This is a genomic window from Polyangiaceae bacterium (assembly GCA_020633235.1).
Classification (GTDB): Bacteria; Myxococcota_A; Polyangia; order Polyangiales; family Polyangiaceae; genus JACKEA01.
The window spans coordinates 184,098-202,646 of the sequence record JACKEA010000005.1; the positions used below are offsets into that span (position 1 = coordinate 184,098).

Below are 18,549 nucleotides of genomic sequence, written 5' to 3' on the forward strand. Positions count from 1 at the left end.
TGCTCCACCAGGCTCCGCGGCGTTCTGCCGCACTGAGAAAGGGGTGGACGTGACAATGACCGACATCGAGGTCCAGAAGGACAAGGCGATCGCTCAGCGACACTGGGATCCCTTCCGCGTCATGCGGGAGCTGATGCGCTGGGACCCCTTCACCTCCGCACGTTTCGAGCCGGAAGGCGCCAGCTTCTGGCCCGCCTTCGACGTGAAGGAGACTCCCGAGGCCTTCGTGTTCAAGGCGGACATGCCCGGCATCAAGACGGAGGACATCGATCTGCAGCTCGCGCAAAATCGCCTGATCGTGAGCGGCAAGCGCGAAGCGGAGAAGACCCAGAAGGGGGAGACGCTGTATGCCTACGAACGCACCGTGGGGAGTTTCACTCGAGCGTTCACGCTGCCCGAGGGCGTGGACGCGGACAAGATCCACGCGGAGCTCAAGGACGGCGTGCTTTCCGTTCTGATCCCCAAGAAGCCTGAAGGACAACCCAAGCAAATCTCGGTGAAGAAGACCTGAGGCCCAGAGGGCCGCGCGAGACGCGCCCCATCGTCTCGCGCGGCCCGAGGGAGGGACCCATGAAGTGCGAGGACGTGATGAAGCGCCAGCTGTCCGCAATTGCGCCGCAGACGACGGCAGCGCGGGCTGCGCGAGAGATGCGCGCCGCCGGTATCGGATTCTTGCCGGTGTGCAACCGCGAGGGAACGGTCGTCGGTGTGCTCACGGATCGCGACCTCGCGCTCCGGGTGTGCGCGGACCAGCTGCCGGTGGAAACGACCACCGCGAGCGCGATCATGACGACCGCCGTCATCGCCTGCCGTGGGGACGACAGCCTCGACCAGGTGGAAGCCTTGATGGCTCGGCATCAGAAGTCTCGTCTCGTCGTGGTGGACCCAAACGGGCATCTGGCCGGGGTGGTCAGCATCACGGATCTTTTGCAGGTGGAGGAGCCAATCCGCGTTGCGCGTTTGCTTCGGCAAGTAAGTGCGCGATGCTTCCGCTACGAAGGAGCTCAGGCATGAACGCGGCTCCCGGGAGGTGGTGGTGAGGATCTGGCACATGACGGCGGATGCGCCGCGCATGCCGTTGCGCGCAGCGCCGGAGGAGCGGATACGCTTGCGGGTGGGCACTTGGCCCGTGGCTCCCGGTCAGTCGGTGTGGGCCACGTGTCGTGTGCGAGGCAAGGACGGCAGCGCCACCGAGCTCGTCCGCAAGGGGCGCTGGCTGTGTAACGAAGGTCCGAACAGCATCTGGGAGATCGAGCTCGGGCGGTTCCGGCGCGGCGACTCCGTCGAGTACACCGTGCTCGGTAGCGACGCCGAGGGGGGCGACTGCTCCAGCGAGCAGTTCGCTTTTTCCGTCGGTCCCAAGCTTCTGCTGGCTCTCTTGTGGCATCAGCACCAGCCGCTGTACGCGCCGCACCACGCAGGCCCGGGCCCGGCCATTCTGCGCCAGCCGTGGGCTCGCTTGCACGCGCTCCGGGACTATCTCGGAATGGCGGCGTTGGCGGCGGAGCAACCGGCGTTGCATCTGACCATCAATCTGTCGCCGGTGCTGCTCTTGCAGCTCGATGGCTACGTCGCGCACACGATGACCGACGCGGCCCTCGAGCTCACGAGGAAGCCCGCCGAGCAGCTGGATGCGGAAGAGCGCCGCCAGCTCCTGGCGTCGTTCTTCGATGCCCATTGGCACAACCAGATCGAGCGTCATCCCCGCTACGCGGAGCTGTTTGCCCGGCACGCCGCCGAGAAGCCATTCTCGGCCCAAGATCTGCGGGATCTGCAGATGTGGTTCAACTTGGCGTGGTTCTCCAGCGAGCTCCGCCGCGGCGAGCTCCGGTTGCCCACCGGCAAGGTCGCCTCGGTTCGACGCTTCGTGGAGCAGGGCGCCGGCTTCTCTCACCAAGACGTGCTCGAGATGATCGCGGAGCAGGAAGCGGTGATGGAGGCGGTGGTCCCACTCCACGCCGAGCTGCAGCGCCGCGGGCAGATCGAGGTGAGCACCACGCCCAAGTACCATCCCATTTTGCCGCTGTTGGTGGATACGGACCGCGCCACGCTGGACCGCGCGGGCACCTGGCTCCCGGAGCGCTTCGCCCACCCGGAGGACGCACATGCGCAGGTGCGCGCTGCAGTGGCGGACTACACGCGGCGCTTCGGCGTGCCGCCCCGAGGCATGTGGCCGGCGGAGGGCGCCGTCGCCGACTTCGTCGTGCCCATCTTCGCCGAGCACGGCGTGCGCTGGCTGGCGTCGGACCGCGGCGTCTTGGCGCGCTCCGGCAAGTGGGGCTACGCCGTCGACGATCCCGACGTCGCGTGTCAGCCCTATCGCGCCGAGGCGGCGGGCACGGAGCTCACCGTGTTCTTCCGCGACACCCAGCTCGCGGACGCCATCGGCTTCAGCTATCAACACTACGCGGACCCCGCCCGCGCCGCCCGGCATTGGCTCACGGATCTGAAAGAGCGCCTGGCCAGCCGGGTCAGCGGGGAGGACCGCGTCGTCACCGTTGCCCTCGACGGCGAAAATCCTTGGGGCGGATACGTCGACGACGGCCGTTCGTTCCTGCGCGCGCTGTACGCCGAATGCGTGGCAGAGCCGCAGATCGAGACGGTCACCTTCTCCGAGTATCTCGACGGCAACGCCGCGCGGGATCTGGCGCCGCATCCAGTGGCCGGGCTCGAGCGCGTGCACGAGCTGTTCAATGGCTCCTGGGCGGACGAGAGCGGGTCGGCACCAGGGGTGGATCTCGGCACCTGGATCGGTGAGGAAGAAGAGAACCGCGCCTGGAACTTGCTCGGTGCCTTGCGCCGTGCGCTGTCCGACGCGGGTCTCACGCCGGAGGCGGCCCCAGAGGCCTTCGAGGCGCTGTACGCCGCCGAGGGCAGCGACTGGTTCTGGTGGTACGGGACGGACCAGGATTCGGGCCACGACGACGAGTTCGACGCTCTGTTTCGCGCGCATGTCATGGCGGCGTACCGCCTGGCGGGCCTCTCCGTACCGGCGGAGGTTCGACGTCGCATCGTGCCCCGCAGCGTGCCGTGGTCCTTCGCCGAGAAGGCGCACGAGATGCCCGCCGAGAGTCGCCTGCACGTGCGCACGAACTGCCCCGGAGTCCTGCGCTATCGCGTGGACGACGGCGGCGAGCGCCGCCAGACGTTGCTGCCCACCGGCGGGGCGATGGCCGGCGTGCAGCGCTTCGAGACGGTGATGGGTCCCATGCCCAGTGGGGCACGGGTGCTCGCCTTCCGCTTCGAGTGTGGACGCCCCGGATGCGTCAGCGAGACCTGCGCTCAGGGCGAGCAACGCGTGGTGGTGTTGCCGGCGTCGTCGCGCAGTCCGGATCTCCAGCAATGATTCGCCTCGCGCTGGCGGCGCTCTTCGGCTTGCTCTTGTTGCCGTTGCCCGTCGCCGGTGCGAAGCCCGCTCCGCTGAAGGTCGCCGTCGTCGACCTACGCGTCCACCTGCCGTACCAGCTCGTCTCCAAGGGGCGCGCCATGGCCCTCGGTAGCGGTCAGGCGGATCTCGCGCGGATGCGTCACGGGGGCGTGTATGGCGTGGTGCTGCCGCTGCTTGGCGGGCTTCGCAGCGAACCGCGTGCCGAGCGGCTTTTGCCCGTGTACCTCAGCGTGCAGCGTGCCTTGAACCGGACGCCGGAGCTGCGCCTGCCCGGCTGTCGGCGCGCTGGTTCCGGCTTTCGCACGTGGCTCGCCATCGAAGGGGCGGGGGAGCTCGCCGGCGCCCCCACCTCCGCGGGCTTGTGGGTGACCCGCGGCGTGCGCCTGTTCGGATTGGTGCGAACGGAGGACGACGACCTCGCTACCTCCGCGTCCACGCCGGAGCCGGTTCTCACCGGGCTCAGCGCCAAGGGGCGCACGCTGGTGCACGCCATCCACCAGGCCGGGGGAGTGGTCGACGTGTCCCACGCGTCGGCCATGACCGTGCGCGACGTCGTGGAGATCGCTCGCGCCGACGGCGTGCCGGTCGTGGCGTCGCACTCCAACGCTCGCGCCGTGACCGACCACCCGCGGAACCTCAGCGACGAGGAGATCGTGTCCATCGCCGGGACCGGTGGTGTCATCGGCATCAGCTTCGTGCCCAGCATGCTCGCCCGAGGGCGTCGCCCCGACTTGAACGACGTCGTGCGCCACGTCCGGCACGTGGTGCGCGTGGCGGGCGTGGATCACGTCGCCATCGGCTCCGGCTTCGAGGGTGGCATCTGGCCGCCCCACGAGCTCATCAATGCGTCCCGCTACCCGCGCCTGTGGGCGGCCCTCACAGACGCCGGCATGAGCGCCTCGGCGATCCGAAAGATCGCGAGCGACAACGCCCTCCGAGTGCTGTGCCCTGCGAAATAGTGTCCGGCTACTTTTGTTGGTGCGGCGCGGGCACGCCGTGGCACGCCACGGCGTGCTCGGCGGCGCGCTCGAGCCAGGGCCGCGCTTCGGCGCGGGCCTCGGCTTCGCTGCAAGGACGCGGGCACAAGCTGAACGCCGCGACGATGCCGCGGGCGCGCAGTGCCGCCGGGTCGACGTCCACGGCGCCCGCGATGGCGATCACCGGCACGCCGCGACGCGCCGCGCGCTCCGCGACGGCGATCACCGCCTTGCCGCGCAAGGACTGAGCGTCGAGCCGGCCCTCGGCGGTGAGCACCAGGGTGGCCGCGTCGAGGCGCGCGTCGAAGCCCACGCGATCGAGCAGCCAGTCGCAGCCGCGCATGGCGCGCGCGCCCAGGAGCAGCGCGCCGAAGCCGAGGCCGCCGGCGGCTCCGGCGCCGCCGGCGGCCGCGAGCTCCGGCTCGGTGGCGGCGGCGAAGCGCGCGAGGCGTGCTTCGAGCTCGTCCACGTCCCGCGGGCTCGCGCCCTTCTGCGGCGCGTACACCCGCGCCGCGCCGGCTTCGCCGAGCAGCGGATTGTCGACGTCGCAGGCGACGCTGAGCTCGATGCCGGCGAGGCGCGCCCGCGCGGGCGCGAGATCCACGCGGGCGTCGTCGATGACGGCGCCGAGCGCGCGCAGCATTCCCGCGCCGCCATCCGTCGTCGCGCTGCCCCCCAACGTGAGCACGACGCGGCGAGCCCCCGCGGCGATGGCCAGCGCGACGAGCTCGCCGACGCCCGCGGAGGTCGCCGTCAGGGGCGCCCGCGCGGTGCAGTGGGCGAGGGCGACGGCTTCGGCGGACTCCACGATCGCCGTGGTGCCGTCGGCGGACAGCAGCCACTTCGCATCGAGCGGCGCGCCGTTCGGTCCGGACACCCGCGCGGATCGCCAGCGCCACGACGCATCGAGCGCCGCCAGCACTTCCAACGTTCCTTCGCCGCCGTCGGCGATGGGGCATTGCTCCACGCGTGCGTTGGGGGCGGCCCGCGCCGCCCCCAACGCCAACGCTTCCGCCGCTTGTCGGCTCGAAAGCGAACCCTTGAGCTTGTCTGGAGCCACCAGAATTGTTGGCGAGCTTGTGACTATGCTGGAATATTCCATGGCACGGGCGTTCGGCGAGGTTGTGCGCTAGACCCCTGATTGAAACGAGACGGGCTCTGCTCCGTCCATCCTTGTCAGGGTTCGGGAGAACCTCCGGTTGAAGAGCGGTCGATTTTTAAAGAAGTAAGTCTTGGTGGGTCCGGCTGCCCGTGCTAAGTGGCCGGCCGCTGATCCGTTGAGGAGGCTTGGGACGTCATGAAGAGAATTTTGCCTTGGTTGGGTTTGACTGTGCTCGTGGCTGGCGCGGGCATTTCTTTTGGTTGTAGCAGCGATGACAGCGGCGGCGGCTCCGGTGGGAGCGGCGGCGGCGTCATCGGCGGCAGTGGTGGCACCGCGGCGACGGGCACCGGCGCGACGGGTAACACCGGCGGCGGCGGTACTGGCGGCAGCGGCGGCGGCACCGTGAAGCTCGGTCGCGCCTGCGCGACGGATGCGGAGTGCGGCGATGGCCTCACCTGCCTGTTGCCTAATTCCGGCGCGCTCGACGGCGGCGGCCCGGCCAAGGGCCTGTGCACCACGACCTGCACGGACGGCGGCAACGAGTGCGCGCCCTTCGATGCGAACGCGGCCTGCCTCACGTTCACCTCGGGTGGCACCGGCTACTGCTTCGAGGGTTGCGACTTCGGCAACCCGGGCAGCACCTTCCTGCCCAGCAAGTGCCATGGCCGTCAGGAGATGGCTTGCAGCCCGCTGACCAACGACGGCAGCTCGCTGAGCGGTCAGGCTTGCCTGCCCCAGTGCAACGCCGACAGCGACTGCGGCGCCGGTCTGTTCTGCGATCCGGGCAGCGGCCTGTGCGTGAGCGGTGCTGCCAGCGGCAAGGACCTCGGCGAGCAGTGCGTGCAGCAGGACGGCGGCGCGAGCCAGTGCAAGGGTAACTGCACCGGTATCGTGACCAGCGGCAGCTCTACGCCCGCCACTTACACCTGCACTCAGCAATGCACCATCGGTGCTCAGCCGCAGTGCGGGTGGTCAGGGGTTACGGGGGAGACGGCTCCGGGCTTTTGCCTGTTCAGCTCCACACTGATTCCTGGCACACCCGGGATTGGCGATCGTGGCTCCTGCGCTCAGCTGTGCTCCTGCAACGCTGACTGCAAGAACCCCGACTTCATCTGTCGGTCGTTTGGAGACGCGAACTTCGAAGCGGCGGTCAACCAGAAGGGCTACTGCTCCTTGCCGCAAAACGAGGACGGCGGCACGAGCACCGGTTTGGTCAACTGCGGCGCCGGCGGCGCTGGCGGTGCGGGTGGCGCTGGCGGCTCGGACGCCGGCTCCACGGACGCGGCCACGGACTGATATTCCCAGTCCCACAACAGCATTGGCGCCCTCTCGGTTCTTCCGAGGGGGCGCTTTGCTTTGTACGGGGTGACGGGGCCATACTCCGCGCATGCTGAAGGCGGTGCTTGGGGGCAGCGCGGTGGGGCTCATCGTCGTGGCGTGCTCGGCCGGCGGCGGTGGTGGCGGGGGTAGCGGTGGCAATGGCGCGACCGGCAACTTCGGTGGCTTCGGCAACACCGGCGGCGGAGGGTTCGGCGCAGTGGGCGGCAGCGGTGGCTTTGCCGGAACGACGGGGGGCTTCGGCGGAGTGGGCGCCACCGGCGGCGTGGGCGCCACCGGCGGCGTGGGCGCCACCGGCGGCGTGGGTGCCACGGGTGGCGTTGGCGCCACTGGCGGCGCGGGTGGCGGCGACCTCGGGCGTGCGTGCGCGACCAGCGCCGAGTGCGGCGGTCTAACGTGCCTCACGCCCGCGTCGGGCGCCCTCGATGGCGGTGGTCCCGCCAAGGGACTGTGCACGACGAGCTGCACTCAAGATACGGATTGCTCCGCGTACGATCCGACCGCCGTGTGCCTCGAGTACACCACCGGCTCGGGCTTCTGCTTCGAGGGTTGCAGCTTCGGCAATCCGGGCAGCTCGTTCTTGCCCAGCAAGTGTCACGGCCGACAAGAAATGGCGTGTAGCCCCCTCAGCGCGGATGGCACCACGCTGAGCGGACAAGCGTGCCTGCCGCAGTGCAATGCCAACAGCGACTGCGGCTCGGGCCTGTTCTGCGACCCGGCGCTTGGCGTGTGTCGCGCCAACGCGGCGACGGGCAAGGCGCTTGGTGCCCAGTGCACGCAGATGGATGGTGGCGTGGGCGAGTGCAAGGGCAACTGCACCGGTATCGTGAACGGCGGCAGCTCCGTGCCGTTCACGTACACGTGTACGGAGCGCTGCACCTTGGGCGCCAGCCAGCAGTGCGGCTGGTCCGGCGTCCAGGGGGACAAGGCCCCCGGCTTCTGCTTGTTCACCTCTACGTTGCTCGGCAGCAACGCGGGCATCGGCGATCAAGGCTCGTGCGCGCAGCTCTGCTCCTGCAACGGCGACTGTCTGAACCCGAGCTTCGTGTGTCGTCCCTTCGCGGGTACCGGCCTCGAGACCCTCGCGACGGTGGTCAGCCAGAAGGGCTACTGCTCGGGACCCACGACGGAAGACGGCGGCACCAGCCCCGGCCTCCCCACCTGCAACTAGCTAGCTAGCCTCCGCGCGGCGGCAGCACCGGCGCGTCCAGGTCGACGCTCTCGCCCGTGGTGTCCACCACGTCGGACCCGCTGGCGCGCGGCGCTGGCTCGCTCCAGCGCATGGGCTCGGGCTCGAACCCCATGCTGAAGCTGGAGGCGTCCATCACCTGCAGGCTGCCGCTCGCGATCTTGGCGTCGATGCGCCGGCGGATCGCCGCTGCCACGAGCTTGCGCGTGGGCGGCAAGAGCAGGAACAGGCCGGTGAGATCCGTGAGCACGCCCGGCGTGATCAAGAGCGCGCCGCCGATCAGCACCAACACGCCATCCACCACGCCGGTCTCCGGTGGGCGCATCTCCGCCAGCGCCGTGCGCCACTGACGCCACACGCGAATGCCCTCGCGCTTGGCCAAGCTGCCCCCGAGCACGCCCGTGACGATCGTGATCCCCACCGTCGGCCAGAAGCCGATGATGCTGCCGAGCCAGAGCAAGAGATACAGCTCGACCAGGGGGACGACGATGAAGAAGAGGAACAGCCAGCGCACGAGCTGAAGGTGGTGGGCGGGGAGTGCGCCGTCAAGCGCCGGGGCCGAGAATGCGCCGTTCCGCGCCGGGTATCGCGCCGCAGCAACAAACAGAAGGAGCCGAGTGTTGTCGGGGCAGCGCGGCCACGGCGATCACAAAAAGAAACGACGGGCACCGCTCGGCAGCGCCCGTCGCATCCTCGTCGAACAACGGTGACTACTTCTTCGGGTTCGCCAGCTTGCCGGTGGCCGCCTTGGGATCCGCCTTTGCCGAGGCCGGCGCGGTGGCCGGCGGCGCCGGCGGCTTCCACGGCTCCTTGGGCAGCGCCTTGGGCTTGAGGCCCGCCTTCTCCGCGGCCTCACAGCCGCGCTTCTCGCTGGTCTCCTTGCCGTCGCGGATGAGCACCTTGAACTCCACGCGCCGGTTCTTCTCGTTGGCCTCCTCCGTCGCGCCCTCGTCGAGCAGGCAGTAGAAACCGTAGCCCTGGGACAGGAAGCGGGCCTTGTCCACGCCGCGCTTGACGAGCTCCTTGACCACCGAATCCACGCGCTTCTGCGTGAGGGAGCGGTTGTACCACTGGTCTCCTTCCTTGGAAGCGTGGCCGCTGACCTCGACGAGCTGGATGTCGGGGTGCTTCTTCATCAGATCCGCCACCGCGTCGAGCACCGGCTCGCTCTCCTTCTCGATGGCGGCGGAGGCGTGCTTGAACTGGATCTTCTGGTTGATCTGCACGCGCGTGCCGACCAGCTGCACGAGGGGCTTCTTGTCGGGGCAGCCATCTTCGTCCTCGAAGCCGTTCACGGTCTCCGGTTCCGCGGGGCACTTGTCCTGCGGCACCGGGATGTTGTCGCTGTCTTCGTCCAAGTTCGGGCAGCCGTCGTTCGGATTCGGGGCCTTGCCGTCTTCCTTCTCGCTCGGACACTTGTCGTCCGCGTTCAGGATCCCGTCGCCGTCGTCATCCGGGGGTGGCGGGGGCGGGGGTGGCGGAGCCGTCTCCATCTGGGTGCCCATCTGTGCGCTGGCGGTGCAGCCGAGGTTCGGCCCGCCCACGAAGGCGCACAACGCGATGGCGGTGAGAACGCTTTGATTGAATCGCATTGCCAAGGTTCCTCCTCAAAATGCCGCGTCGTCTTCCGCACGGGCGGAGGGCTCGAGCCGCGGATTTGGTGCGGCGACCTTTCCATACCCGGTCCCCAAGGCCAAGGGCCGCGGTGGAAAAGGCTCAGGGCTCTTCGGCCGGCGGTGGAGGTGGCGCGCCAAACCTCACGGAAACCACGAAGATCAGTGGGCCGCCGTCGGGCTTGGGGAAGTGCGCGGGGCGCAGCGTGCTCACCACGCAGCGGCTCACGCCGCGATCGGGAAAATGACTTTCGTCTTCTCGCGCGTCGAGCACCTTGCCCGTGGCGTCCTGCTCGATGCGCACTTGCACGCGGCCCCACAGGCCGGCGTCCTTCTCGAGCCCCGTGCGGTAGCAGTCGGCGAGGGCGTCACGATGCGCTTCGAGGACCTGGGCGACGGCGTTGGCGTCGAGCTTGCCCGGGATCTCCGGTGCGCCTTTGGGTGCGTCGGTCTGGACGACGGGGGCGTCGCCGGGCCACATCTCGACGGTGAGCACGACGTCGATGCTGCGGCCCCGCGGTGGCGGCAGATAGGGCAGCTTCTTGGCGGCTTCCGTCAGACACGTCGCCACGTCCCGATCCGGGAGCTTCGTCATCAGCAATCGCGAGCGGCGCACGCGTCCGTCGCCCCCGATGCGCAGGCCGAGCTCCGTCTTGCCGTGGATCTTCTGATCCTTGCGCAGGCCGTCTTCGAAGCAAAGCCGGAAGGGCCAATAGCCACGAGAGCGGGAACGCGCGAGCAAGCTGGTGAGGCTCAAGACGTTCACGTAGCGCCCCCGGCGGCGGTCGTAGGGTGCGTGCTTGGGCAGGTAGCCGCGCACCAGGCGCGTGTTCACCACCACTCGCGCCCCCGGATGAAAGCTCTTCTTGTTGGACTTGAACTCGGGATCCCCCGTGCCGCCCACGTTCCAGCGCGCCAGCTTTTCGTCCTCTCCCGCGGCGTTGACGGCGCCCTTTGGGCGAGGGCGCTCCCACAGCTTGAAGGGCGTCTCGAGCTCCATCAGCACCGGAGCTGGAGGCGGCGCGTCCACCCCCGCGTCGGTGGGCTCCGCGTCGATGTTGGCGTCGGCGCCGACTTCCACTGCTGCGTCGGGGATGGGCGCCGCGGCCACGGGCACTTGTGGTGGCGGCGGTGGCGGCGGCGCGGGGGGTGGCGGGCGAGCATTGCTCGCGCAGGCCGCGACGGCGAGCGCCGCAGCCCATGCGACCGTTCGACGCACGCTACCGGATGTCTTGCAGGCAGCCGAGCACGACCTTGAGCTCGGCGTTCGGCTTCTTGGCGTCGTCGCAAGCCGAGCCGCACAGGAGGATCTTCTTCTTGTCGCTCGTGAGCTGCCAACCATTGGCGCCCTGATCGCACGCCACGGAGTCGTCCTTGGTGATGTCGCCGCCGTTCAGCTGCACGCCGATCTGATCGAAGTCGATCTTCTTGCCGGGGGGCGGCGCCGGGACGTCGATCTCGCAGGCCAGCGCCGCGCCGCTGATGGCGGTGAGGGCGTCCTTCAGGTCCTGACCGAAGTTCTGCGACGTGGTCATGTCGAAGTGGCAGTCGCCCACGTCCGCCGGGGAGGCGTTGTGCACGCAGGTGGAGCTCTTGGCGGTGCCGCCCTCGTAGGCGATCTGCGATAGGAGCGCGCGGCCGTCCTCGCTACCCGGCACGCCGATCACGAAGGTGCGGATGCCGAGCAAGCCGTAGGCGTCGGGCACGTCCTTGCCAAGGAGCTTCGGGATCTCGTCGGGCTTGCAGGTCTCGAAGCCATCCGTGAGCAGCACCACGAACTTGTTGCCCGGCAGATTCGATTTGCTCAGCTGATCGAGCAGGTACGCGTAGGAGAGAATGGTGGCGCCGGCCAAAGGCGTGTTGCCCTTGGGCGTGACGGTGTCCAAGAAGTTGTCGAGGTTCGTGTTCTGCGTCGCGTCCAACTGTTGCACCAGGATGTTCGGCGTTTGCTGCACGCCGCAGTCGGTGCCGTCGACCGGGAACATGGTCAACCCCGCGCTCACGTTGGGCGCAGTCTGAAGATCCGAGATCGCCTGCTTCAGGGCGTTGCGGGTCAGGATCCACTTGCTGGTGTTGGGATCGATCAGCGGGATGGGTTGGGCCTCGCACTGCGCGGTGCTCTGGCCGTCGGAGGGCAAGTTGCAGTTCATGCTGCCGCTGCGGTCGATCAAGAACAGCAGGTTCGCGGGTACCAGCTCGCCGATCGCCGTGGCGGAGGTGCAGCCGCCATCGGTGGCGCCGCTGCCGCCGGTGCCGCCGCCGTCGGTGCTGATGATGTTGCCCGTGCCGCCGTTGCCGGACGACGCACCCGTGCCCGTCCCCGACGTGCCGCCATTGCCCGCGCCGTTGGCGCTGCCGCCGTTGCCCCCACCACCGCCACCGCCGTCGCTGCTGCTGCAGCCGAAGTACGCGAGGGCCAAAACGCTCGATAGGGCGACAAGAGTAGTGCGATAAGGGCTCACGAGTGCGACTCCTTGGAGCTGTGGCGCGCCATCCCAACCGGCGCGTGTTTCCAATCGTATCACGCTTTTCCAGGGGCGGTCGCGGGCGCGGTGGAGCTTTACGACGCCCACAAACCGGATAAGAGTTGGAGCCGATGAAGGAGAGTGTGGGATGACCGACGCACCGAAGGAAGGCGGGTTCGAGTTCGGAGCGGGCTTCACTCCCGGTGAGGTGAGCGGCGGGCTGGGCCTCGGGCCGCTCGAAGAACAGTACGAGGAACTGTTCGCGGAAGCCCTCGAAGACGGCGTCATCACCGCCGAAGAGCGCGCCCGACTCGAGAAGGCGGCGGACAACCTGGGGCTCGACCGCAGTCGCTTGCTGCGCTTGGAGCAGGCCATGGTCGCGGCCTACGAGACGCGCCACAAGGTGCGCATCGTGGAGCACTACGAGGAGCCGGCCCAGTCGCTTTCGCCGCTCCAGGTGGAGGCTTCCGGAGATCCGGGGCGCACGTTGCTGCTCAAGCGCATCGAGGTGCTCGAAGGCCGGGTGCGGGAGCTCGAAGCCGAGCTCAAACGCGCGCAATCGCAGATCAACGTCGAGGTGGATCTGACGGAGCTGGAGACCGCGGCGGACGTGGCCTCGGAGGATCCCGACGAAGCGTGGCGACGGATCCGCCGGGATCCGAGCAATCCGGACGCCGTGCGGGCGCTGTACCGCATTTACGAAGCGCGCGGCGAGCTCGACCGCCAATGGTGCGTGGCCCAGGCCTTGGTGGCCTTGGGTGCCGCGACCTCGGCGGAGCGGGCGGTGTACGAGAAGCACCAGAGCCACACCTTGATCGCGCCCCGCACCAGCGTGACGGCCAATGGCTGGACGGACCTCCTGTTCCACCCCGAGCAGGAAGTGCTCACTGGCCAGATCTTCTCGGTGATCGTGCCGGCGGTGTTGCTCGGACGGGTCACGGCGCTGCGCCGGGACGGCAAGCTGTACGTGCCGGACGCGACGACGCGACAGGATCCGGCCAAGGCTACCGTGACCGCGGTTCGCGCGCTGCCGTGGGGTGCGGCGATCCTCGGCCTGCCGCCGCCGCCCATCTTCCTGAACAAGGATCGCGCGGTGGGCTACGAGCACATTCCCGGCGTGCCGCCCCTCACCGTGGTGGGGCAGCGCGTGCTCTCCGGGCGCACGCAGCCGGAGCACGCGTTCCTCGTCGGCCGTCACCTCGCGTTCTATCGCGGGGATCACTTCGTGAAGACGCTGTACTCCTCGGTGCCCGATCTCGAGGATCTGTTCCTCGCCGCGCTCACCGTGGGCAACCCCGGGCTGCCCATTGCGGAGGACATGAAGCGCCGCGTGGCGCCCATCGCTCAGGCGATCGAGCCGGTGCTCGAGCCGCAGCAGAAGGACGTTCTCAGGGGCTTCTTCCTGCGCTTTGTGGAGGAGGGCGGCCGCACGAACTTGATGCGTTGGAGCGCCGCGGTGGACAAGACCGCGTGTCGCGCCGGGCTGCTGTTGGCCAACGATTTGGTGACGGCCACCGAGGTGTTGAGCGCCGAGGAAGGGCCCAGCGGCGAGCTCGCCAAGGATCTGGTCGCCTTCTGCACGAGTGAACGCTACTTCAAGCTCCGCCGGCAGATCGGCATCGCGGTGGACCTGAGCTGAGCGCGGTTTCCGCGGCGGACCAACCCCAAGCAGCCGAGCTTGGGGCAGCAGCTTTTCGGTCCGGCGCGATACCCGTCACGGACGCGGGAGCTCGGGGAGCAGCTCGCGGTCCGCGCTGAGCATTTCCCACACCAGGCGCGTGGAGGCGGCCACGGCGACGGGCAGCATCAGGATCGAGAAGCACGGCAGCCAGAACAACAGCGCGAAGCCCAGCCCGAAGCCGAGCACCGCGGGCTTGTAGGCGCGCACCAAACGCAGGCGATCGCGCATGCGTACGCCCCGCAAGGTGAGGGGATAGTCGAACAGGTTCCACGCCAGACCCAGGGCTACGACCAGGAGCTTGGCGGGGATGGTGACCACGGCGGCGGGCGGCGCGAGGAGCTCGACGATCCACAAGAGGAGCAGGAGCGGGCCCGCGAACAGCGCTGCGAGGGCCTGCGCCTTCAAGCCGAACCACATCTCCGCGAAGAAGCCGAGAGCGGCGCGCTCGGGAATGCCGAGGGCCTTCTCCTGGCGCGCGATGATCGACTCCAGCGCGGGGCCGGAGAGCGGTGGCGTGGTGGCCGCGGCGATCATCACGCCGAGCACGCTGGCGAGCAGGGCGCCGACCCAGCTGGCAATGGCGGTGCCGAGCTCCGAATACCAACTGTGGCTGGGAGCGATCCAGGTCTCGAGGGCGGGCTGGACCCAGAGCACCGCGAGGCTGACGAACAGCGCCGAGAGGCCGAACAAGATCGCCGCGGGGACCAAGCCGGCGGGCCATGCCGCCGGCGTTCGGAACATGAATCCGAGACCACGGAACACCGCACGAAATCCGGCCCAAAGTCCGGGGCGAGGCGGCAGGGCGGCGTCCGTCACGATGTCATCTCGTATCCAAAAGAAGCGCTGATGCAAAGTGCGGGCGTTGTTCCCGAGGCTTCGCTCGGGATAAGGTACCGCGACTGATCATGGTGGCCGACGTCTTCGACATCGTCGGGAGCGTCATCCACGGCGCGTATCGGGTCGAAGCCGTCGTTGCCGAGGGCGGCTTCGCCGTCGTTTACCGCGCGCAGCATCAAGGCTTCAACGCGCCGGTGGCGCTCAAGTGTCTGAAGCTTCCCGAGAAGCTCGATGCTCAGCGTCAAGAAGCGTTCTTGCGTCAGTTCCGGGCGGAGGGCGAGCTGCTGTTCGCGCTGTCTGCGGCGCTGCCCACGGTGGTGCGTCCGCTCGCGATCGACGCTCTCAACACCAACGACGGCACCTTCGTGCCGTACATGGTGCTCGAGTGGCTCGAAGGTGAAACCCTCGACGTGATCGTGGAGCGCCGCAACGAGCAGCAGCGCGCCCCGTTGCCGATCAAGAAGCTGGTGCGGCTCTTGGGGCCCGTCGCTGATGCGTTGGCGAAGGCGCACAACTTCAGCAGTCGTCAGGGGCAGGTCTCCATCGTTCACTCGGACATCAAGCCCGAGAACATCATCATCGCCAAGGTGGCGGGCGAAGAGGTGGTGAAGATCTTGGACTTTGGCGTGGCCAAGGCTCAGAGCGTTGCCAGTCAGGTGGCCGGGCGCGGGGGCGAGAAGGCCAACGTGACGTCTTTCACGCCGGCGTTTGCAGCGCCGGAGCAGTGGAAGCCCGAGCACTACGGTCAGATCGGACCGTGGACGGACGTCTGGGGCTTGGCCCTCACGATGGTGGAAGCGCTGGCGGGCAAGCCGGTGATCGAGGGCGATCCCGCGGCCATGATGGGCATCGCCTTGGATCCGCTGGAACGGCCGACGCCGCAGGCGCATGGAGTGAAGGTCGACAACGCCGTGGAGGCCGTGTTCGCGCGCGCCCTGAGCGTCGATCCGCGAGAACGCCAGCGCGACGTGGGCGTGTTCTGGGGCGAGCTTCTGGTGGCCCTCGGCATGAAGCAGGAGCGCGCCGGGGACACGCGGCGCGAGGCCGGCGCCGTGCCTCGGGAGGAAGTCGTGGAAGCGGCGCTGCCCCCGGGAGCACGACGCGGGCCGCCAAGGCCGGCGCCGCCAAGGCCGCAGCGCGCTCCGACGCGACCGACCTTGGGCGTGGACAACCCCTTCGAGGACTCCGACGACGAGCTCGACGCCGGCCTCGACAGCGTGCCGCCGGGACTCGAAGCGCCCCTGCCGTCGGTGCCGCCGGGTGGGGACTTCGGCAGTGAGGCTTCGTTCCCCTCGGTGCCGCCGCGTTTCGGAGGCGAAGCGTCGCTGCCGTCGAAGCCCCCAGCGCCACCGCGACGAGCGCCGGGGCGGATGACGGTGCAGCAGACCGCCGCGGCGGCGCAGAACTTGTTCGAGCTCGACAGCGTACCGCCCCCTCCGGACTCGATGCCGGGGCTGGAGCCGGTGGCTTCGGCCCCGCCGCCGGCGCCCGCGGGGGACCCCTTCGGCGACCTGCCGGACCCGCCGCCCCCGCCGCCCGCGCCGCCCGCGCCGCCCGAAGACCTATTTGCGCACGCCCCCGCGCCCCCCGCGGCCGAGCCCCCGCCTCAGCTCGCCCGCTCCTATGGCATGGAAGCACCTCTACCGTCGGTGCCGCGGGCCCCCGTTCGTACGCCCGGTGCTCTGGAGCTGGACGTGGGCGAGGGGCGGGACCGAGCGCAGATCCGCGAAGCCGGCCGTCCCCTGGCGCGGCATGTCCCGCCCGCCCTGGGCATGGAGGCGCCCCCCAAGACGCCACCGCCGTGGCTCAAGATCGGCTTGGTGCTGGTCGCCGTTGGCATGGCGGTCGGTGGCGCAGGGCGGGTGTATCAGGCCAACACCGGGCAATCCCTGGGCTTTGGGCCGGTCAACACGACGCTGGTGGCTGGGGTGCTGCTGCTCGCCGGCATCGGCCTCATCGTCTACCAGCTGCTGCCTCGGGATCGCTGACTCGGCGTTCGGCGTCGTATCTGGTACCCTGCACGAACGCCGCGGGGGACCCGGCGCTTTGGTGAAAATGGCGGACGACGTCTTCGGAATCGTTGGAAGCGTCATCGCCGGCACGTACCAGGTGGAACGGGTCGTCGCCGAGGGCGGTTTTGGAGTGGTGTATCGCGCGCACCACGTCGGGTTCCGCGCGCCCGTCGCTTTGAAGTGCCTGAAGATCCCGCAGCAACTGGGGTCCGAGCACCAGGCGGAATTCCTGGAGCAGTTTCGCGCAGAAGCGGAGCTGTTGTTCCGGCTCTCCGCGAGCATCCCAACGGTGGTGCGCCCCCTTCACGTGGACGCCGTCACTCTCGACAACGGCACCTTCGTTCCCTTCATGGCGCTCGAATGGCTGGAGGGAGAGACCCTCGAAGCCGTGGTGGAACGCCGCAAGGCCCAGGGCCTCGCTCCACTGTCGTTGAAGAAACTCGTGCGCATGCTGACTCCCGTCGCTCGAGCTCTGGAGCGCGCGCACAACTTCATGGGCCCTGATGGACCCATCTCGGTCGTGCATCGGGACATGAAGCCCGAGAACATCTTCATCGCGAACGTGGCGGGGGACGAGATCCCGAAGATCTTGGATTTCGGCATCGGCAAGGCCAAGAGCGTGGCCAGCCAAGTGGCGGGTCGCGCCAGCCAGACTCACAGCGCGTTTTCCTCGTTCACACCGGCCTACGGCGCGCCCGAGCAGTGGGTGCCCAAGCGGTTTGGACAGTCGGGGCCGTGGACCGACGTATGGGGTCTGGCTCTGACTCTGGTGGAGGTGATGGCGGGCCGCACCATCATCGACGGTGATCACGCGGGGATGATGGGGACCGTGTTGGACCCCACGCGGCGTCCCACACCACGGAACGAGGGGATTCGCGTCAGCGACGACGTGGAGGCCATCTTCGAGCGCGCGCTGGCCGTGGATCCACGCGAGCGCTACCCCGACGCCGGCAAGTTCTGGAACGATCTGGTGCAGGCGGTCGGGGTGCGAGGAGAGGCTCGGGATGCGTTCGCCCCAGCACCCCTCGACGCACGGGCAGAAGGTGGCCACGTGCCGCGGGTGGAGCAGGTGGAGATCGCCTCCTTGCCTCCGGCTCGTCCGCCGAGCGTGGCGCCGTCGTCACGGTTCGCCGAGACGGTTCCCGCGGAGGTGGCGCCACGGCTTTCGAACGCCGTGCCGGAGCTGGCCGAGATCCCCGATCTAGGGCCCGTGCCCGAGCGCGCCCGCTCGCACTCGCGACCACAGATGCCGGCGGCGCGGGTCGAGCTCGAGTTGGAGGAGACGCCGCCAGCGGTCGATCTCGATCTCGATTTGCCGCCGGGCGAACGCCCATCGCTGCGAGTGCCGGGCAGCTCGCCCAACTGGCCGGTCCCCGAACGCAAAGGGAGCGGGACATTTCCTGCGCAGCGGCCTCGCACCGCGAGCGGCAGTGCGTGGCCCGCCGCGGAAGCCCCGGCGGGGAGCGCGCCGCACTGGTCTCCCCCGATCTCGCCGGCGCCGGCTTCGGGTCGGGCGCGCGTGGCGAGCGGCGCGCAGCACCCGGCCGTCGACAGTGTGCCGCCTCGGAGCGCCAGCGGCAGCTTCGCCGCGGTGGACTCGTCGCCGCCGCGCAGCGTCAGCGGCGCGCAGCACCCGGTGGTGGGCACGCCGGATCCTGTCGCCAGCGTGCCACCCCCCGAGGCACCCCGCTGGTCGATGCCCAACGCCGTCACCAGCGCAGGCCCCACGCCCGAGCCGGGGCTCGGGCGGCGCTTGGCGCCGGGCATCGTGCTGTTGGCCCTCAGCATCATCGTGACCGTGGCGGATCAAACCTATGCATCCTCCAGTGGAGAGGTGTTCGCGATCGGACCACTGCGCGCGGGGTGGATTGCGGGGCCTCTGATGTTGGTGGGGGTGCTGCTGCTGGGCTTGGGAATCGCTCGGCATTTCCGCCGCTGAGCGAGCAT

General features: G+C 69.1%; 15 protein-coding genes. 9 read left to right on the plus strand and 6 right to left on the minus strand.

All coding sequences use genetic code 11. The features are described 5' to 3' along the window. Positions 1 to 55: 55 nt before the first annotated feature. From H6717_26680 to H6717_26695, 4 genes are read left to right on the plus strand one after another with little or no spacing between them, the layout of a single operon-like run. Complete coding sequence (locus tag H6717_26680) at positions 56 to 511, plus strand: Hsp20 family protein (GenBank protein ID MCB9580645.1); 456 nt, start codon at positions 56 to 58, stop codon at positions 509 to 511. A 59-nt stretch (positions 512 to 570) separates the two neighbouring features. After that, positions 571 to 1,014, plus strand: coding sequence for a CBS domain-containing protein (locus H6717_26685; protein ID MCB9580646.1), 444 nt, complete (start codon positions 571 to 573; stop codon positions 1,012 to 1,014). Positions 1,015 to 1,036: 22 nt separating this feature from the next. Further along, positions 1,037 to 3,346 carry a hypothetical protein gene (locus tag H6717_26690; protein ID MCB9580647.1) on the plus strand — a complete coding sequence of 770 codons (2,310 nt, stop codon included), beginning with the start codon at positions 1,037 to 1,039 and terminating at the stop codon, positions 3,344 to 3,346. Continuing rightward, on the plus strand, positions 3,343 to 4,347 hold the full coding sequence (locus H6717_26695) for a membrane dipeptidase (protein MCB9580648.1): 1,005 nt from the start codon (positions 3,343 to 3,345) through the stop codon (positions 4,345 to 4,347). The genes H6717_26690 and H6717_26695 overlap by 4 nt, the downstream gene beginning before the upstream one ends. 7 nt (positions 4,348 to 4,354) lie before the next feature. On the opposite strand, the gene H6717_26700 is transcribed toward H6717_26695, so the two are convergent. Then, positions 4,355 to 5,467: a glycerate kinase gene (locus tag H6717_26700; protein MCB9580649.1), complete on the minus strand. Its 1,113-nt coding sequence runs from the start codon at positions 5,465 to 5,467 to the stop codon at positions 4,355 to 4,357. A 195-nt stretch (positions 5,468 to 5,662) separates the two neighbouring features. Between H6717_26700 and H6717_26705 the strand changes: the two genes are divergently transcribed. Then, on the plus strand, positions 5,663 to 6,763 hold the full coding sequence (locus tag H6717_26705; GenBank protein MCB9580650.1) for a hypothetical protein: 1,101 nt from the start codon (positions 5,663 to 5,665) through the stop codon (positions 6,761 to 6,763). Between the two features lie 91 nt (positions 6,764 to 6,854). Continuing rightward, a complete protein-coding gene (locus H6717_26710; protein MCB9580651.1) occupies positions 6,855 to 7,976 on the plus strand; it encodes a hypothetical protein in 1,122 nt (373 codons plus the stop codon). A gap of 4 nt (positions 7,977 to 7,980) precedes the next feature. Here the strand turns inward: H6717_26710 and H6717_26715 are convergent, their stop codons facing one another. The 4 genes from H6717_26715 to H6717_26730 all read right to left on the minus strand — a co-directional run bounded on the left by H6717_26715 (position 7,981) and on the right by H6717_26730 (position 12,069). Beyond that, positions 7,981 to 8,508: an FxsA family protein gene (locus H6717_26715; protein ID MCB9580652.1), complete on the minus strand. Its 528-nt coding sequence runs from the start codon at positions 8,506 to 8,508 to the stop codon at positions 7,981 to 7,983. A gap of 196 nt (positions 8,509 to 8,704) precedes the next feature. After that, positions 8,705 to 9,586 carry an OmpA family protein gene (locus H6717_26720; protein MCB9580653.1) on the minus strand — a complete coding sequence of 294 codons (882 nt, stop codon included), beginning with the start codon at positions 9,584 to 9,586 and terminating at the stop codon, positions 8,705 to 8,707. A 124-nt stretch (positions 9,587 to 9,710) separates the two neighbouring features. Continuing rightward, a complete protein-coding gene (locus H6717_26725; protein MCB9580654.1) occupies positions 9,711 to 10,826 on the minus strand; it encodes an AgmX/PglI C-terminal domain-containing protein in 1,116 nt (371 codons plus the stop codon). A 1-nt stretch (position 10,827) separates the two neighbouring features. After that, positions 10,828 to 12,069 carry a VWA domain-containing protein gene (locus H6717_26730; protein MCB9580655.1) on the minus strand — a complete coding sequence of 414 codons (1,242 nt, stop codon included), beginning with the start codon at positions 12,067 to 12,069 and terminating at the stop codon, positions 10,828 to 10,830. A gap of 151 nt (positions 12,070 to 12,220) precedes the next feature. Here H6717_26730 and H6717_26735 point away from each other — a divergent pair, with 151 nt between their 5' ends. Continuing rightward, a complete protein-coding gene (locus H6717_26735; GenBank protein ID MCB9580656.1) occupies positions 12,221 to 13,711 on the plus strand; it encodes a hypothetical protein in 1,491 nt (496 codons plus the stop codon). A gap of 75 nt (positions 13,712 to 13,786) precedes the next feature. On the opposite strand, the gene H6717_26740 is transcribed toward H6717_26735, so the two are convergent. After that, a complete protein-coding gene (locus tag H6717_26740; GenBank protein ID MCB9580657.1) occupies positions 13,787 to 14,569 on the minus strand; it encodes an EI24 domain-containing protein in 783 nt (260 codons plus the stop codon). An 89-nt stretch (positions 14,570 to 14,658) separates the two neighbouring features. On the opposite strand from H6717_26740, the gene H6717_26745 reads away from it, so the two are divergent. Continuing rightward, positions 14,659 to 16,578, plus strand: coding sequence for a serine/threonine protein kinase (locus H6717_26745; protein ID MCB9580658.1), 1,920 nt, complete (start codon positions 14,659 to 14,661; stop codon positions 16,576 to 16,578). 67 nt (positions 16,579 to 16,645) lie between these two features. Next, positions 16,646 to 18,541, plus strand: a complete 1,896-nt coding sequence (locus H6717_26750) for a protein kinase (protein ID MCB9580659.1) — start codon at positions 16,646 to 16,648, stop codon at positions 18,539 to 18,541. Positions 18,542 to 18,549: the final 8 nt, after the last annotated feature.

Excerpts from the sequence above, each read along its gene's own strand:
- H6717_26685 (MCB9580646.1), top strand. The coding sequence starts at position 571 with ATGAAGTGCGAGGACGTGATGAAGCGCCAGCTGTCCGCAATTGCGCCG.
- H6717_26705 (MCB9580650.1), top strand. The coding sequence starts at position 5,663 with ATGAAGAGAATTTTGCCTTGGTTGGGTTTGACTGTGCTCGTGGCTGGC.
- H6717_26745 (MCB9580658.1), top strand. The coding sequence starts at position 14,659 with ATGGTGGCCGACGTCTTCGACATCGTCGGGAGCGTCATCCACGGCGCG.
- H6717_26735 (MCB9580656.1), top strand. The coding sequence starts at position 12,221 with ATGACCGACGCACCGAAGGAAGGCGGGTTCGAGTTCGGAGCGGGCTTC.
- H6717_26710 (MCB9580651.1), top strand. The coding sequence starts at position 6,855 with ATGCTGAAGGCGGTGCTTGGGGGCAGCGCGGTGGGGCTCATCGTCGTG.
- H6717_26695 (MCB9580648.1), top strand. The coding sequence starts at position 3,343 with ATGATTCGCCTCGCGCTGGCGGCGCTCTTCGGCTTGCTCTTGTTGCCG.
- H6717_26750 (MCB9580659.1), top strand. The coding sequence starts at position 16,646 with ATGGCGGACGACGTCTTCGGAATCGTTGGAAGCGTCATCGCCGGCACG.
- H6717_26680 (MCB9580645.1), top strand. The coding sequence starts at position 56 with ATGACCGACATCGAGGTCCAGAAGGACAAGGCGATCGCTCAGCGACAC.
- H6717_26720 (MCB9580653.1), bottom strand. The coding sequence starts at position 9,586 with ATGCGATTCAATCAAAGCGTTCTCACCGCCATCGCGTTGTGCGCCTTC.
- H6717_26700 (MCB9580649.1), bottom strand. The coding sequence starts at position 5,467 with ATGGAATATTCCAGCATAGTCACAAGCTCGCCAACAATTCTGGTGGCT.